At 74.2% G+C, this 14194-nt stretch carries 13 protein-coding genes and 1 tRNA gene; 8 read left to right on the top strand and 6 right to left on the bottom strand.

Annotation, left to right across the window (positions count from 1 at the left end):
• Positions 1–2 precede the first annotated feature (2 nt).
• Positions 3–650, top strand: coding sequence for a TetR/AcrR family transcriptional regulator (locus tag AC27IY_RS09165; protein ID WP_371252426.1), 648 nt, complete (start codon positions 3–5; stop codon positions 648–650).
• Here the strand turns inward: AC27IY_RS09165 and ftrA are convergent.
• Positions 605–1630 carry a transcriptional regulator FtrA gene (gene ftrA / locus AC27IY_RS09160; RefSeq protein WP_449957607.1) on the bottom strand — a complete coding sequence of 342 codons (1026 nt, stop codon included), beginning with the start codon at positions 1628–1630 and terminating at the stop codon, positions 605–607. The genes AC27IY_RS09165 and ftrA overlap by 46 nt on opposite strands.
• A 42-nt stretch (positions 1631–1672) precedes the next feature.
• Here ftrA and AC27IY_RS09155 point away from each other — a divergent pair, with 42 nt between their 5' ends.
• The 3 genes from AC27IY_RS09155 to AC27IY_RS09145 are packed head-to-tail and all read left to right on the top strand — an operon-like array spanning position 1673 to position 3746.
• Complete coding sequence (locus tag AC27IY_RS09155; RefSeq protein WP_423452975.1) at positions 1673–2692, top strand: type III polyketide synthase; 1020 nt, start codon at positions 1673–1675, stop codon at positions 2690–2692.
• Positions 2689–3201 carry an isoprenylcysteine carboxyl methyltransferase family protein gene (locus AC27IY_RS09150; RefSeq protein WP_449957609.1) on the top strand — a complete coding sequence of 171 codons (513 nt, stop codon included), beginning with the start codon at positions 2689–2691 and terminating at the stop codon, positions 3199–3201. The genes AC27IY_RS09155 and AC27IY_RS09150 overlap by 4 nt, the downstream gene beginning before the upstream one ends.
• On the top strand, positions 3198–3746 hold the full coding sequence (locus tag AC27IY_RS09145) for a TIGR03086 family metal-binding protein (RefSeq protein WP_344218747.1): 549 nt from the start codon (positions 3198–3200) through the stop codon (positions 3744–3746). Before AC27IY_RS09150 ends, AC27IY_RS09145 begins: the two co-directional genes overlap by 4 nt.
• Here AC27IY_RS09145 and AC27IY_RS09140 read toward each other — a convergent pair.
• The gene (locus tag AC27IY_RS09140; RefSeq protein WP_423478095.1) at positions 3715–5490 is read right to left on the bottom strand and encodes an asparagine synthase-related protein; all 1776 of its coding nucleotides are present in this window, start codon (positions 5488–5490) and stop codon (positions 3715–3717) included. The genes AC27IY_RS09145 and AC27IY_RS09140 overlap by 32 nt on opposite strands.
• Positions 5491–5625: 135 nt before the next feature.
• On the opposite strand from AC27IY_RS09140, the gene AC27IY_RS09135 reads away from it, so the two are divergent.
• The 4 genes from AC27IY_RS09135 (at position 5626) to AC27IY_RS09120 (ending at position 10008) form a co-directional block, all read left to right on the top strand.
• Positions 5626–7095 carry a vWA domain-containing protein gene (locus AC27IY_RS09135; RefSeq protein WP_487177655.1) on the top strand — a complete coding sequence of 490 codons (1470 nt, stop codon included), beginning with the start codon at positions 5626–5628 and terminating at the stop codon, positions 7093–7095.
• A gap of 77 nt (positions 7096–7172) precedes the next feature.
• Positions 7173–8018, top strand: a complete 846-nt coding sequence (locus tag AC27IY_RS09130; RefSeq protein WP_487177654.1) for an alpha/beta fold hydrolase — start codon at positions 7173–7175, stop codon at positions 8016–8018.
• Positions 8019–8066: 48 nt separating this feature from the next.
• Positions 8067–8139, top strand: a tRNA-Ala gene (locus AC27IY_RS09125).
• A 342-nt stretch (positions 8140–8481) separates the two neighbouring features.
• Positions 8482–10008, top strand: coding sequence for a hypothetical protein (locus AC27IY_RS09120; protein WP_487177653.1), 1527 nt, complete (start codon positions 8482–8484; stop codon positions 10006–10008).
• A gap of 5 nt (positions 10009–10013) precedes the next feature.
• Here the strand turns inward: AC27IY_RS09120 and AC27IY_RS09115 are convergent, their stop codons facing one another.
• The 4 genes from AC27IY_RS09115 to AC27IY_RS09100 form a co-directional block, all read right to left on the bottom strand.
• Complete coding sequence (locus AC27IY_RS09115; protein WP_487177652.1) at positions 10014–11537, bottom strand: acyl-CoA carboxylase subunit beta; 1524 nt, start codon at positions 11535–11537, stop codon at positions 10014–10016.
• 70 nt (positions 11538–11607) lie between these two features.
• Positions 11608–12000, bottom strand: coding sequence for a DUF3224 domain-containing protein (locus AC27IY_RS09110; RefSeq protein WP_487177651.1), 393 nt, complete (start codon positions 11998–12000; stop codon positions 11608–11610).
• Positions 12001–12036: 36 nt separating this feature from the next.
• Positions 12037–12819, bottom strand: coding sequence for an LLM class flavin-dependent oxidoreductase (locus AC27IY_RS09105; protein ID WP_487177650.1), 783 nt, complete (start codon positions 12817–12819; stop codon positions 12037–12039).
• A gap of 111 nt (positions 12820–12930) precedes the next feature.
• A complete protein-coding gene (locus AC27IY_RS09100; RefSeq protein ID WP_423478087.1) occupies positions 12931–14145 on the bottom strand; it encodes an FAD-binding protein in 1215 nt (404 codons plus the stop codon).
• Positions 14146–14194 lie beyond the last annotated feature (49 nt).

Raw genomic sequence — 14194 nt, 5'->3', positions numbered from 1 at the left:
GGATGCCAGCGCGCACCGGCCGCCCGCCGAAGATCTCCAGGGCCGACATCGTGACCGCCGCCCACCGGGTCATCGAGGAGGACGGCGTGGCGAGCCTGACCATGCGCCGCCTCGCCCGCGAGGTCGGCAGCACGGCCATGGCCCTCTACCACCACGTACGCGACAAGGAGGAGCTCCTCCTGCTCCTCCTCGACGACTACGCGACGGGCCACGCCCGCCCGGCCGAGGAGGAGCTGCCGGATGAGCCGCGCGAGCGCGTCGTCGCCGTGGCCACCGCGATGCGCGAGGCGCTGGCCGGCTGCCCGTGGATCGTGGACGTGCTGCGCGCCGACGACCTGCTGTCCGTCGGCGGGCTCTGGTACCCGGAGAAGATCATCGATGCGGCCCTGGCGGCGGGGCTGGCGATGGAGGACGCGGTCTCGGCGTACCGGATCATCTGGCACTACACCGCCGGCGAGATCGGCGCCAGGGCGGCGGCGGCCGGGCGGCGGGCGGAGGGCGGGAGCACCTACCGGGAGCGGGTGTTCGCGGAGCTGGACGCGGGCGCGTTCCCGCGCCTGGCCGAGGTGGGGCCGCGGTGGGCGGAGCTCACCGCGAGGGACACCTACGACCGGGGGCTGCGCGCGCTCGTCGCGGGCCTGCTGCCCTGACCTCCGGCGAACGCCCTGCGGTAGGCGGACGGCGACGTCCGCATGGCCCTGGTGAAGTGACGCCGGAACGTCACCGCGCTCTCGAACCCCACCGCCGCCCCGATCTCCTCCACCGGGACCCCGGTGGACTCCAGCATCGGCAGGCTGGCCGCCACCCGCTGCGCGATCACCCACCGCAGCGGGCTGGTGCCGGTCCGCCGGTGGAAGTGCCTGATGAACGAGCGCTGCGACATGGTCGCCACGTGCGCCAGGTCGGCCACGGTGATCGGCCCGGCCAGGTGCTCCATCGCCCACGCCATCGCCCGCGCCACCGCGTCGTCGCCGCCGGCCGGCGTGACCGCCGCCTCGATGAACTGGGCCTGCCCGCCCTCCCGGTGCGGCGGCACGACCAGGCGGCGGGCGACCGTGTTGGCGACGCGCGGGCCGTGGTCGGTGCGGACGAGGTGGATCAGCAGGTCGAGCCCGGCGGCGCTGCCCGCGCTGGTCAGCACGTCGCCGTCGTCCACGTACAGGACCGACGGGTTGACCCGGACGGCGGGGAAACGCTCCTGGAGCAGGGCGGCGTACCTCCAGTGGGTGGTGGCCGGGCGGCCGTCGAGCAGCCCGGCGGCGGCCAGCGCGAAGGCGCCCGAGCAGATCGACACCATCCGCGCGCCGCGCCCGTGCGCCCGGCGCAGCGCGGCCACGAGCGGGTCCGGCACCGGCCCGCGCACGTCCGCCACCCCGGGAACGATCACCGTGTCGGCCTCGGCCAGCACGTCGAGCCCGTGCTCGGCGCTCATGGTGAAGCCGCCCACTACCCGCAGCGGCTCCGGGGACGCCGCGCACACCCTGAGGTCGTACCAGGGCACGCCGAGCTCGGCCAGCTCCGGCCGGGGCAGCCCGAACAGCTCCACCACGCAGCCCAGCTCGAACGGCGCCATCCCGTCGAAGGCCAGCGCGGCGACCCGGTGCGGCCGGGCCGGGTCGGGGAGGAGCATGAGCGCATGTTAGCTGGGCTCCTCCAGCGGCAGAGGAAGTGCATGCATATCACGGCGGTACAGACGGTTCTCCCCGATCACCGCTACGAGCAGGCGGAGATCACCGAGGCGTTCGCCCGTCTGACCCACTGCGACGAGGACCTCCTGCGGCGCTTCCACGAGGCGACCGGCGTGACGGGCCGCAGTCTCGCGCTCCCGCTGGAGGACTACGCCAAGCTCGACTCCTTCGGCCGGGCCAACGACGCGTACGTGGAGCTCGGCCTCGACCTGACCGAGCGGGCGCTGACGGCCGCGCTCGACCAGGCGGGCGTGGAGCCGAAGCGGGTCGACCACCTGTTGTTCTGCTCGACCACGGGCCTGGCCACGCCCTCGCTGGACGCGCGGCTGGCCAAACGCATGGGGCTGCGGCCGGACGTCAAGCGGCTGCCGGTCTTCGGCCTGGGGTGCGCGGCCGGGGCGTCGGGCCTGTCCCGCCTGTACGACTACCTGCGCGGCTGGCCGGACCACGTCGCGGTCCTGGTGTGCCTGGAGCTGTGCTCGCTCACCATCCAGCGGGACGACACCTCGATCGCGAACCTCGTGGCGAGCGGCCTGTTCGGCGACGCCGCGGGAGCCGTCGTGGCGACCGGGCGCGGACGGGGGCCGGAGGTCGTGGCGACCCGCAGCCGGCTGTATCCCGGCACCGAGCACCTGATGGGCTGGGAGGTCGGCGACCACGGCTTCCGCCTCGTCCTGGACGCCGACCTGACCGGCTTCGTCGAGGAGGTGCTGGCGGGCGACATCCGGGCCTTCCTCGCCGACTACGGCCTGACCCCCGACCAGGTGGGCACCTGGATCTGCCACCCCGGCGGCCCCAAGGTCATCGAGAAGATCGTGGAGACGCTGGGCCTGCCGCCCAAGGCGGTCGAGGTGACCTGGCGCTCGCTGCGCCGGCACGGCAACCTGTCGTCGGTGTCGGTGCTCAACGTGCTGCAGGAGACGCGCGGCCGGCCGGGGGCGCCCGCGGTGCTGATGGCCCTGGGGCCGGGCTTCTCCGCCGAGTTGCTCCTGCTGCACTGGTGAACGCCTACCTGGTGCTGATCGGGCTGGTCGTCATGGAACGGCTGGCCGAGCTGGTCGTGGCCCGGCGCAATCTGGCGTGGGCGCGGGCGCGGGGCGGCGTCGAGCACGGCAGGCGCCACTACCCCTGGATCGTGGCGGCGCACGTGGCGCTCCTGGTGGCCGCGCCGGCCGAGGTGTGGCTGCTCGGGCGGCCGTTCGTGCCGGCGCTGGGCTGGCCGATGCTCGCCGTGGTGCTGCTCGCGCAGGCGCTGCGCTGGTGGTGCATCGGGACGCTGGGGCGGCAGTGGAACACGCGGGTGGTCGTGGTGCCGGGGCTGCCGCTGGTGAGCGGCGGGCCGTACCGGTGGGTGCGGCACCCCAACTACGTGGCCGTCGTGGCGGAGGGGTTGGCGCTGCCGCTCGTCCACACCGCCTGGCTCACCGCGCTGGTCTTCACGGCGGCCAACGCGGTTCTTCTCACGATTCGGATCACGGAGGAGGACCGGGCGCTGGCATCCTGTAGCTCATGAGAGAAGAGTTGCTGCCGATGCTGCGCGGGGCCGCCCAGCGCACCGCCGACCTGGTCACCAGCATTCCCGAGGAGGAGTTCGGCCGGCCCACGCCGTGCCAGGAGTTCGACGTCCGGGGGCTGATCAACCACCTGGAGTGGGGCGCCTCGCTGTTCGAGTCGGTCGCGGGCGGCGGCGGGTTCCTGCCTCCGAAGGAGTACACCGGCGACTTCCCCGAGCGGGTCGAGCGCATGCTGATCGCCTGGGACAAGCCGGAGTCGTGGGAGGGCGTCAGCGAGGCCATGGGCGGGCTGCCGCGCACCGTCCTCGCCCACATGGCGCTCACCGACCTGGTCGCCCACGGCTGGGACCTCTCCCGGGCGACCGGCCGCGGCTACGAGGTGGAGGAGGCGACCGCGGCCAGGCTGCTCGCCTTCGCCAAGGACATGGCGCCGATCGGCCGGGCGCGGGGCGCGTTCGGCGAGGAGGTCGCCGTGCCGGCGGACGCGCCCGCGCTGGAGCGGTTCCTCGGCCTCATCGGCCGGGATCCGGCCTGGAGACCGTGATCGGCTCCAGCCCCTCGGGCTGCTTGCCGGGGTAGAGCCCGGTGAGCAGGGCGCTCACGGTGTAGAGGTGCCAGGCGAGCGCGGGCTTCTTGACCACCGGGTCGGCGAACAGGGCCCGCGCCTCGTCGGGGTTCACGATGGGCGCGAGCGCGTCGAGGCTGCCGAGCACCTGCCGGCGCAGCACGTCCGTGAGCGCGGGCCCGGGGCTGGTCCGCCAGCTCCAGCCGCCGCCGGTCTTCACGGTCGGCATGGCGGGCGGCGGGACGTGCGTCCACGGCAGGCGCCGGGTCATGCCCTCCGCGAAGCGCCACGGCTTGCCCTCGATCGGCACGTCACGCAGGCGGGGCGCGAAGCGCACGACGAGCTGGTAGATCACCTCTTCCGACAGCCGCCAGCGCTGGTCGAGGGCGAGCGCCGCGCGCACCACCCGGTTGTCCAGGAACGGCCGCACCGGATCGCCCCGGCGCAATGCGCCGGCCCGCGCGCTGGCCTGCCATCGGCCGACCTTGTACCAGATGTAGATGTGGTCGAGCGCCTCCAGCCGGTCGGGCCGCTCCTGCCAGGGGCGGGCCAGCTCGCGGGCGTGCTCGTTGGCCTCGGCCGTGAACAGCTTGTCGTCCTTGCAGAAGGTCGTGGTGATCCGGCGCAGCAGGGCCTTGTCGCCGAGGTCGGTCTGCAGGAGGTTGAGGCTGCCCGCGCGCAGCGTCTCGCCGCTCTGCCCGGACATGGTGGGCTTGCCGGAGTACGGCAGGTAGCTCACGATCGACTCGTACGCCGAGGTCATGCCCTCGCACGTGCGCAGCGTCTCCCAGGCGCGGGCCAGCGGGTGCTCCACCAGCACGGCGTCCTTGGCGGCCGTCTGCGGCGGCGCGATGACCGTGTGCTCGACCTTCAGCTCGGCGGCGATCCGCCGCGCGATGATCACGTCGGGGTGGGTGTCGAGGCCGTTCGTCGTCACCCGGAACGGCACCCGCGCGGCGTGCAGCAGCGCCGCCAGGACGCGGGTGTCGCGCCCGCCGGTCAGCGCCAGGTTGACCGGCTCGCCCAGGGAGCGCAGCGGCTCGACGGTGGCGAGCAGCGCGTCGGCCAGCTCGTCCACGGCCGCCCGCTTGGCCCGGCGGCTCGCCGGGGGCGGCGCCGCCTGCGGCAGCGGGGTCTCGACGATCACCCGCCGGCCGTCGCGCACCTCGACGCGCGTGCTGGGCCGCAGCGCCGACACCCCTTTGTACGGCGTCTCGTCCGACAGGAAGAACCCCTGCCTGACCATCGTCTGGAGCGCCAGGACGTCGTGCTCGACGCGGTCGCCCGGCTGGGCCATCAGGTGCACGAGCAGGGCGCGGCTGCCGATGAGGTACAGGTCGGGCGTCTCGGCGTGGAAGACGGGGCACACCCGGTTGATCGCCGTGCTCGCGCCCAGCTCGCCGTCGCGCGCGTACCAGGAGGAGAAGCAGCCGCCCAGCGGGTCGCCGGGGTCGCGGGGCAGCCGGGCGACGTCGGCGGGGTCGGCCAGGTGGCCGTTCAGCCCGATGACCCGGCCGCCGTGCTCGGACAGCAGCGGCGGCTGACGGAGGTCGTCGGGCTCGTTGGTCCAGCCGAGCAGGGAGACGCCCCTGCCGTGCCATTCCCGGCCGCGGATGACGTCCGGGGGCACGGGGAAGGCGAGCTCGATGACGCTACGGGCCTTCTCCAGGACAGGAAGAGGGATCTCCCCGTGCTTCGCGGCTATACCGAGGTAGACGCGCATGCCAGCCAGGTCTATCTCATTTGCACCGATTGTCACAACTGATCACGTATCGATCGCGGTTTGTGCTCGCTTACGTCACCGCCCCGGCCAACCACCGGTCAGCCGCCGTCGTAAGGGGTCGGAGGTGGTTGAGGAATGAGAATCCGCCCGTTATTGATCGGCTCCGGACTGGTCGCCGTCCTCGTGCTCGCCGGGTGCGGCGGCTCCGGCGGCAGCACGGGGAGCGCCGAGCGCGCCAACGCGCCCGCCGCGTCCCAGGGCCCCGCCCGGCCGGAGTCGTCGGCGAAGGACGAGCAGGAGACGGCCACGGCTCAGATCTCCACGTTCGCGCTGGACGTGGACACCGCCTCGTACGGCTACGCCCGCCGCGCCCTGCAGGAGGGCCGCTGGCCCGAGCCGGACCGGATCCGTCCCGAGGAGTGGGTCAACGCCTTCCGCCAGGACTACGAGCAGCCGCCGGACGACGGGTTCGCGGTGCACGTGGACGGCGCCCTGCTGCCCGGCCGCCGGGACGAGGCCGTGCTGCGGGTGGGCCTGCAGACCCGCGCCACCGAGGCCGCCGCGCGCCGGCCGGTCAACCTCACCTTCGTGGTCGACGTGTCCGGCTCGATGGCCGAGCCCGGCCGCCTCGACCTGGTCAAATCCTCCCTGCGCACGCTGCTCGACCAGCTCGCGCCCGGCGACCAGGTGTCGATCGTGGCCTTCAGCGACGAGGCCGAGGTGCTGGCCTCGATGACCCCGCTCACCGCCCGCGCCGAGCTGTCGGCCGCCGTGGACCGGCTCGACGTCGAGGGCGGCACTAACCTGGAGAGCGGTCTGGTCGCCGGCTACCAGGAGGCGGCCAAGGCGTTCCGCCCCGCCGCCACCAACCGGGTCATCCTGCTCTCCGACGGCCTCGCCAACCAGGGCGAGACCGCGTGGCAGGGCATCCTCGCCCAGGCCAAGGAGTACGCGGCCCGCCAGGTCACGCTGCTCACCGTCGGCGTCGGCCGCGAGTACGGCGACACCCTGATGGAGCAGCTCGCCGACAACGGCGACGGCATGGCCGTGTACGTCAGCTCCCAGCAGGACGCGGACAAGCTCTTCACCACCCAGCTCACGGCCACCATCGAGCTGCGCGCCCGCGACGCCAAGGCCCAGGTGGTCTTCAACCCGTCCGCCGTCGACACCTACCGGCTCATCGGCTACGAGAACCGAGCCCTGACCACCGAGGAGTTCCGCGACGACAGCCGCGACGGCGGCGAGATCGGCCCCGGCCACGCGGTGACCGCCCTCTACGCGCTCAAGCTCAAGCCGGGGGCGCGCGGGCAGCTCGCCCAGGCCACGGTCCGCTGGCAGGACCCCGACACCCGCGAGGCGTCGGAGGCCGGCAAGTCGCTGCGGGCCGCCGACCTGGCCAAGGGCGTGTGGGACAAGGGCACGCCGGTACGGCTCCAGGTGGACGTGCTGGTGGCGGCGTTCGCCATGTACCTGCGGGAGCGGCAGGCGTTCGGGCTGGACCTGCCGGACCTCGCCGAGCACTCCACCCGGCTCGCCTCCCTGGCGGAGGACCCGATGGTGAGCGAGCTGACGACCCTCATCGACAAGGCCCGTGCGGTCGGCTGACCATCGGCTGACCGTCGGCTGACCGGGCGCGGAAAACGATTTGCGAGGAGCCGGCCGGGCCGAGCAAGGTATCAGGCATGACACGGCACGACCTGATCACCCCACCGGCCCGGCTCGCCGAGAGCGTCCTGCCCGACGGCCGCCGCCTGGCCCGCGCCGAATGGGGCCCGGCCACCGGGACGCCGGTCGTGCTCTGCCCGGGGGCGGGCACGAGCCGCTGGCTCGGCTTCGGCGCGGACGTCGTGGACGAGCTCGGCGTCCGCCTCATCTCCCTGGACCGGCCCGGCCTCGGCTCCTCCGACCCCGATCCCGGCCGCACCCTGACCTCCTGGGCCGCCGACGTCGCCGCCCTCGGCCTCGACGAGCCGCGCGTGGTCGGCTTCTCGCAGGGCGCCCCGTTCGCACTGGCCTGCGCGTTCGTCCCGGGCGTGCGCCGGGTGGCGATCGTCTCGGGCGCCGACGAGGTCGCCACCATGACCGAGGCGCTGCCCGGCCACTTCCGCGAGCTGGTCGAGACGGTCGCCGCCGACCCGGCCGCCGCCGAGAAGTTCTTCTCCTCCCTCACTCCCGACGCCCTCTGGGACATGATCGTCCCCAACAGTCCCGCCGTGGACCGGGAGATCTACGAGCGGCCCGACTTCGCCCGCGCCTACCGCCAGGCCATGACCGAGGCCTTCGCCCAGGGCCCGGCCGGCTACGCCCGCGACAGCGTGCTCGCCATGAGCGCCTGGCCGTTCCCGCTCGCGGAGGTCCCCGTCCCGGTCGACCTCTGGTACGGCGACCTCGACCTGCACCACTCCCCCGACCAGGGTTTCACCCTGTCCCGGCGGATCCGCGGCGCCCGCCGCCACCTGATCCCGGGCGCGGGCGGCTCCCTGCTGTGGACGCACGCCGAGCAGATCCTGCGGGCCCTGCTGGAGTAGGCAGGTCCGGGGTGGTCGGTGAGTCCGATACACTCGTACTCACCGCAAGGGGCTATAGCGCAGTTGGTAGCGCGCCTCCATGGCATGGAGGAGGTCTGGGGTTCGAATCCCCATAGCTCCACAGAAAACAAGGCCCGTCCGATCGGACGGGCCTTGTTCCGTTCGCCCCCGCCCGGGGAGCGTTAAGATCATCCGCGTCATCGCCTTACTCAGGGCCGCCGTCGCCCGCTACCGCTTCGGGCGCCCGGCCGCCGTCGCCGTCGCGCTCTACCTGACCGCCGTCGCCGTAGCCGCCTGGTACGACGACGGGCGGTGGTTCACCTTCGTCGCGACGACGGTCATCTGGCCGCGGGACGACGGGGTCCGGCTCCTGGCCGCGGCGATCGGTCTGCTCAACGCGTGGGCGCTGTGGCAGATCCTGCGCGGCCCGGCCTCGCCGCGCACCGGGGTGCCGCCGCGTGACGTGGTGTGGCTGCGACGCCTGCTCTACACGGACGTGGCCGGCGACCTGCTGCTCTGGGAACTCCTCGACGAGGTGTCCGACGTCGCGGAGTATGCCGCGAGCCGGGCCGTGTGGGCCGCCACCGTGGTCCTGCTGGTGCGGGCCCTGGGCGGGGTGTCGGCCCGGTTCCGGATCGTCGCACTCGGGCTCGGCCTGACCGGGGTCCTGGGCGCGGCGCTGCGGCCGTTCGCCGAGGTCCCGCTGCTGACGGCGTCGCTCCTGGTGGTGATGGCGACCCTCGGCTGCAAGGCGATGATCCTCGCCGGGCAGGGACGCGACGGGCGGTTCAGCGCCGTCACGATCGCCATCGGCTGGACCGCTCTCCTCGTCCCGCAGGTCCACACGCTGCTCCAGGTCGGACGGGACGCCTTCGGCGGCCTGTCGCTCGCGGCGCACGCGCTCGACGGGCTGATCGTCGTGTGGGCGGCACGCACCGCACACGAGCTCGCCGCGCCCCGCCGGCAGGTTCCGACGCCAGGAACCGGGCGGAGGCCGCGGCTGCTCGCCGCCGCCGTCGTCCTGCTCGGGCTGCCGATCGCCGCGGTCGGCGCCGAGGGGGACGCCCGGCTCACCTACACGGCCGCGGACGAGGGCTGCCGCGACCGGCTCCGGCCCCCGGCCGGCCTCGGATCCGAGGAGCGGCGGCGGTCGTTCCTCTGCCTGGCCAGGGGCTCGACCTTCGCGGCGGACACGATGTTCCCCGAGGACGTGGCCGACCAGCGCATCCTCGCCCACGGCTTCGAGGCGTGCGCGCTGACCGGCGACCGCGAACGGCAGGAGCTGCACGAGCGGACGGGCGGCACGGCCGACGCCATCGAGCTGGCCACGGCCCTGGAGTACCTGTGTCCCGGCATCGTCGCCCGGCAGGACGCCGAAGCCCGCCGCCGGCAGGCCGAGCTCGACCGGCAGGAGGCCGCGTGGAAGGGCGCGGCCAACGCCCGGTGCGCCGACCCGTGGCCCGGGGCGCGCGCCAGGCGGCAGGGCACGGCCGCGTACATGCTGTCGGAAGGCGGCGGCTACGCCGTCTTCGACGAAGGCGACGACAGCGCGGGCGATCCCGGGAACATCTACGGCGACGGCGACGACGTCGCCGACATCTTCGACGCCGGCGAGGACGGGTTCATCGACGCCGTGGGCGGCACCGCCGTCATCGCGACGTCCGAGGAGAACGCGATGTGCCTGACGGTCAAGGCGTTCGACCGCGCCCCGCCGCTCCGGCTCACCGGCTGGAAGCAGGTGGTCGAGGTGGGCCTGACCAGCCGCAGCGGCCGCCTGGTCGTGCCGGCCTACCCTCAGGGCGGCGGCAGCGGGGCGGCCGGGCCGCTGCCCGACCTGGCCGTCGCCGGTCCCGGCCACTACCGGCTGCGCGTCCACGCCCGCACGCTGCCGTGGGACGAGGACGACCCCGACGCGCCGCGCGAGGAGCACCTGCTCGTCGTCTATCCCGGCCGCTCGACCGACAAGGTCGTGCACCGCCCGCGCGGCTGACCGGCTCAGGGACGGGTGGTGGAGCGGGGGCCCGGTTCGAGGGCGGCGTAGGCGTCCTTCACCCAGTCGGTCAGCAGCGGGCGGGTGTCGGCGGGGTCGATGATGTCCTCGACCAGGAACGCCTCCGCCGTACGGAACGGCGAGCGCACCGCCTCCAGCCGCTCGGCGATCTCCGCCTTGAGCGCCGCCGCGTCCTCGCCCGCCTCGGCGAGCAGGCGCTTGAAGGCGACCTCCAGGCCGCCCTCGATCGGCAGCGAGCCCCAGTCGCCGGACGGCCAGGCCACCCGGAAGGTGTAGCGGTCGTGCGGCCGGTGGGCGGCCCCTGCGACGCCGAAGACGCGGCGGACCAGCACCGAGGCCCACGGGACCGTCGCCTGGTAGACGGCGGCGAGCGCGCGGGCGCCGCGGCGGATCGTGCCGGCCCGCTCGGCGGCCGTGCCGATGACGAAGCCCGGCTGGTCCACCAGGTGCACCACCGGCAGGTGGAAGGTCTCGGCCAGGTCGACGAAGCGCGCCAGCTTGTCGGAGCCCTGCGCGGTCATGCCGCCGCCGTAGACGCGGGGATCGGAGGCGAGGACCGCCACGGGACGGCCGTCCAGGCGCGCCAGAGCGGTGATCACGGAGGGGGCGAAGCGGCGGCCCAGCTCCAGGACGCTGCCGGTGTCGAAGACCAGGTCGAGCGCCCGGCGCGTGTCGTAGGGGCGGCGGCGCTCGCGCGGCACGAGCTCGCGCAGCTCGGGAGCGGTCCGGTCGGGCGCGTCGGCGGACGGCGTGACCGGGGGCGGCTGCCAGGCGTTCTGCGGCAGGTACGACAGCACCCGCCGGGTGAGCGCGAACGCCTCCTCCTCGGTGCCCGCGACCAGGTCCACGGTGCCGGCCGCGGCGGCGACCCGCCAGCCGCCGAGCTCCTCCTTGCCCACGCTCTCCCCCATCCCCGCCTCCACCACGGCGGGGCCGGCGATGAAGACCTGGGACAGCGCCTTCACCATGATCGAGACGTGCGAGGTGACCAGGCGGGCCGCGCCGAGCCCGGCCACCGGGCCGAGGGTCAGGGAGATCACCGGGATCCGGCCGAGGTTGGCCACCACCTGGTCCCAGCCCGGGTTGTACGGGACGTAGGTGCGCCCGAACTCCTCTAACTGCTTGACGCTGCCGCCGCCGCCCGTGCCGTCGATGAGCCGGACGAGCGGGACGCGCATTTCGCCCGCCATGCGCTCGGCCAGGATCTGCTTGTCGTGGATGGCGGCGTCGGCGGCCCCGCCGCGTACGGTGAAGTCGTCGCCGGACACCACGATCCTGCGGCCGTCGAGGCGGGCCCGGCCGATGATGACGTTGGACGGCGTGAAGTCCGCACCGGCGGTCCGGCCGGTCAGCGCGCCGATCTCCTGCCAGGAGTCGGTCAGCGCGGCCAGCCGCTCGCGCACGGTGAGGCGGCCGGTGGCGTGCTGACGGGCGACGCGCTCCTCGCCTCCCATGCGCTCGGCCAGCTCCCTGCGCCGGCGCAGCTCGGCGAGTTCGGGGTCCCACATGGCGTGACTCCTCCCGGCGGTTGGCGTACCGGCCGGTCGGTACACTACCGGGAGCCGCCCAGGAACGCCATCAAAGGGTGTAGTCGAAGGTGTAGGAGTGGCCGCCGTCCGGGCCGATGACGATCTGCATCTCGCCGCGCAGGCCGGTCAGCTCCCCGGTCGCCGAGTCCGGCACCACCGACACGCGCAGCGCGTGCGCGCCCCGGTCGCTGACCGCGTTGTGCTGGACGACGAAGCTGCCCGACCGGCCGTGCAGAGTGCCCTCGATGCGCTCCAGCGCCACGTACGAGCGGGAGTCCTCCACGGGGGTCGTGGCGATCATCAGCGTGACGAGGCTGGTGCCGGTGAGGTCGCCGTGGAAGGTCTTCGTCATGGTGACGAGGCCGAGCGTGACACCGTCGCGCTCCTCGTAGGGCTGCTTGGCGTCCCAGTTCGCGGTGTCGAAGGTTCCCTTTGCGGTCATGGCGTCCATGCTGGCGGACGTACCTGTCAGGTTCCGTCAGGTTCCGGCGAGGAGTTCGACGACGGGGGCGAACGCCTCCAGGCAGGCCGCGTTGACCGTGACGTACGACACCCCGAGCCGGTCCCTGCGGCGGCGCAGCACGTCCGCCATCCGCGCAGGCGTGCCGCGCAGCACGCCGGTGGCGTCGGGGCCGAGGGGGCCGAGCCAGGCGGGCGGCTCGGCGCCGGCGGCGGCCAGGTTCATGCCGAGCTCCAGGTCGTGGAAGCGGTCGCCGGCCAGCTCGTACAGCTCGTCGAGCTTGGCCGCCACCTGCTCCTCCGTGGCGTGCGGCGGGACGCCGAGCGCGACCGTGTCCGCCCTGGCGGCGGCCAGCCGCAGCAGCCGGGTGCCGGAGGCGGCGACGAGGATCGGCACGTCCTTCGCCTCCGCGGCGACCGCGTCGATCGTGTCGGCGAGCCTGCGCACCCGCGCGCCGGCCGGGCCGAAGGGCAGGCCCAGCTCGGCGGCGTCGTGCGCGGCGTCCGGGCGGCCGGCGCCGAGGCCCAGCTCGAAGCGCCCGCCGGACAGCTCCCGCAGCGTCGCGGTCTCCCAGGCGACGGCGCGCGGCGTGCGGTTGGCGACGCTCAGCACGTACGTCCCCACCCGCAGCCGGCTGGTGACCGCGGCCGCCGCGGCGACGGCGCTGAACGGCGAGAACGTGCCGAGCGTGTCCGGCACCAGCAGCGTGGCGTAGCCGAGGTCCTCGGCCCGCCGGGCCAGGCCGGACCAGTCGGGGGCTCGTCCGGCGACCGCGCCGAACCTGAAGGGGTGATCGCTCATGCCTCTGACGATCGCCTACGGGCGGCCCCGGCACATCGTCCCCGCGACCGGTGAACGGCTACGCCCGTGGACGCAGCCCGCGCCCGGCGGGCTACTCCCCGGGCGGTAGGGCTACTCCCCCAGCAGGCGGCCGGTGAAGTCGTTGGCGAACTTGCCCTTGGGGTCCAGCCGCGCGGCCAGCGACCGGAACCGCTCCGGGCAGGAGGGCCACCGGGTGAACAGCTTGCCCCAGTGCGGCCGCGGCTCGTACGGCGCCAGCGTCTCCTCCACCAGCTCCAGCACGGGCCGTACGCCCTCCGGGTCCTTGAGCCAGGTGAAGTGGATGCCGACGCTGTCGCGCCCGTGGAAGGGGCTGAGCCAGAGGTCGTCGGCGGCCACGGTGCGCACCTCGGAGATGTGCAGCACCGGCCGGATGCGCTCGCCGATCGCGAACAGCGCGCGCAGCGCCTCGACCGCGTGCTCGCGCGGCAGGATCAGCTCCGACTGCAGCTCGTCGCCCGCGCCGCTGGGCTCGAAGTCGGCGCGGAAGTGCGGCAGCCGCTCGTGCCAGGGGCCGGGCACGCCGAGCTGCGTGGTGCAGGGGTCGGCGGGCATGCCGGGCAGCGGGTGGCGGGGGCCGTCGGCGGGGCGGGTGCCGTACCAGTCGGCGGGCAGGTCGGCCGGCTCGCCGGTGCGCTTGAGCCAGACGCGGGTCTCGCGCCAGTCGGTGAAGAGGCTGACGCTGTAGCCGGCGGCCATGATGTCGTCGAAGTGGGCCAGCGCCTCGACCGGCAGGCCCTCGCGGACGTACTGGCGTACCTCGAAGGCGGGCACCACGTCGAGGGTGAGCGAGGTGACGACGCCGAGCGCACCCAGCGCCACCACCGCGCCGGGGAAGTCGGCGTCGCCGCGGGCGAGGGTGAGGGTCGAGCCGTCGGCGGTGACGAGGTCGAGCGAGGAGACGGCGGCGGCGAGGCTCGGGATGGCGTCGCCGGAGCCGTGGGTGCCGGTCGCGACCGAGCCGGCGACGGAGATGTGCGGCAGCGAGGCCAGGTTGGCCAGCGCGAGGCCGTGCGCGTCGAGCTGCCGGGCGAGCCGCGCGTACGTCGTGCGCGCCGGCACCCGGACCCGGGCGGCGGCGCTGTCGATCTCGACGGCGTCCGGCATCCGGTCGAGGACGACGAGGTCGCCCGTGGTGTCGGCGACGTCGTTGAACGAGTGCCCGCTCCCGAGCGCCCTTACGCGGGCGCTGCCCGCGACGAGCCGGCGCAGTTCGTCGAGCGAGGAGGGGTGATGGACGTCACTTGCCCGGAATGCGGTGTTTCCCGCCCAATTGCTCAGCGTCACGGCCTTACCTTCCCACAGCCACCGCTTGTCAGCCCGGTCAGGTGCCGCT

This window comes from Nonomuraea sp. B208 (assembly GCF_057536035.1).
This window is presented reverse-complemented; position numbering and strand designations above follow the sequence as displayed.

Bases quoted from the DNA above. Each gene is read 5' to 3' on its own strand.
- AC27IY_RS09165 (WP_371252426.1), top strand. From the start codon at position 3: ATGCCAGCGCGCACCGGCCGCCCGCCGAAGATCTCCAGGGCCGACATC.
- ftrA (WP_449957607.1), bottom strand. From the start codon at position 1,630: ATGCTCCTCCCCGACCCGGCCCGGCCGCACCGGGTCGCCGCGCTGGCC.
- AC27IY_RS09155 (WP_423452975.1), top strand. From the start codon at position 1,673: ATGCATATCACGGCGGTACAGACGGTTCTCCCCGATCACCGCTACGAG.
- AC27IY_RS09145 (WP_344218747.1), top strand. From the start codon at position 3,198: ATGAGAGAAGAGTTGCTGCCGATGCTGCGCGGGGCCGCCCAGCGCACC.
- AC27IY_RS09140 (WP_423478095.1), bottom strand. From the start codon at position 5,490: ATGCGCGTCTACCTCGGTATAGCCGCGAAGCACGGGGAGATCCCTCTT.
- AC27IY_RS09135 (WP_487177655.1), top strand. From the start codon at position 5,626: ATGAGAATCCGCCCGTTATTGATCGGCTCCGGACTGGTCGCCGTCCTC.
- AC27IY_RS09130 (WP_487177654.1), top strand. From the start codon at position 7,173: ATGACACGGCACGACCTGATCACCCCACCGGCCCGGCTCGCCGAGAGC.
- AC27IY_RS09115 (WP_487177652.1), bottom strand. From the start codon at position 11,537: ATGTGGGACCCCGAACTCGCCGAGCTGCGCCGGCGCAGGGAGCTGGCC.
- AC27IY_RS09110 (WP_487177651.1), bottom strand. From the start codon at position 12,000: ATGACCGCAAAGGGAACCTTCGACACCGCGAACTGGGACGCCAAGCAG.
- AC27IY_RS09105 (WP_487177650.1), bottom strand. From the start codon at position 12,819: ATGAGCGATCACCCCTTCAGGTTCGGCGCGGTCGCCGGACGAGCCCCC.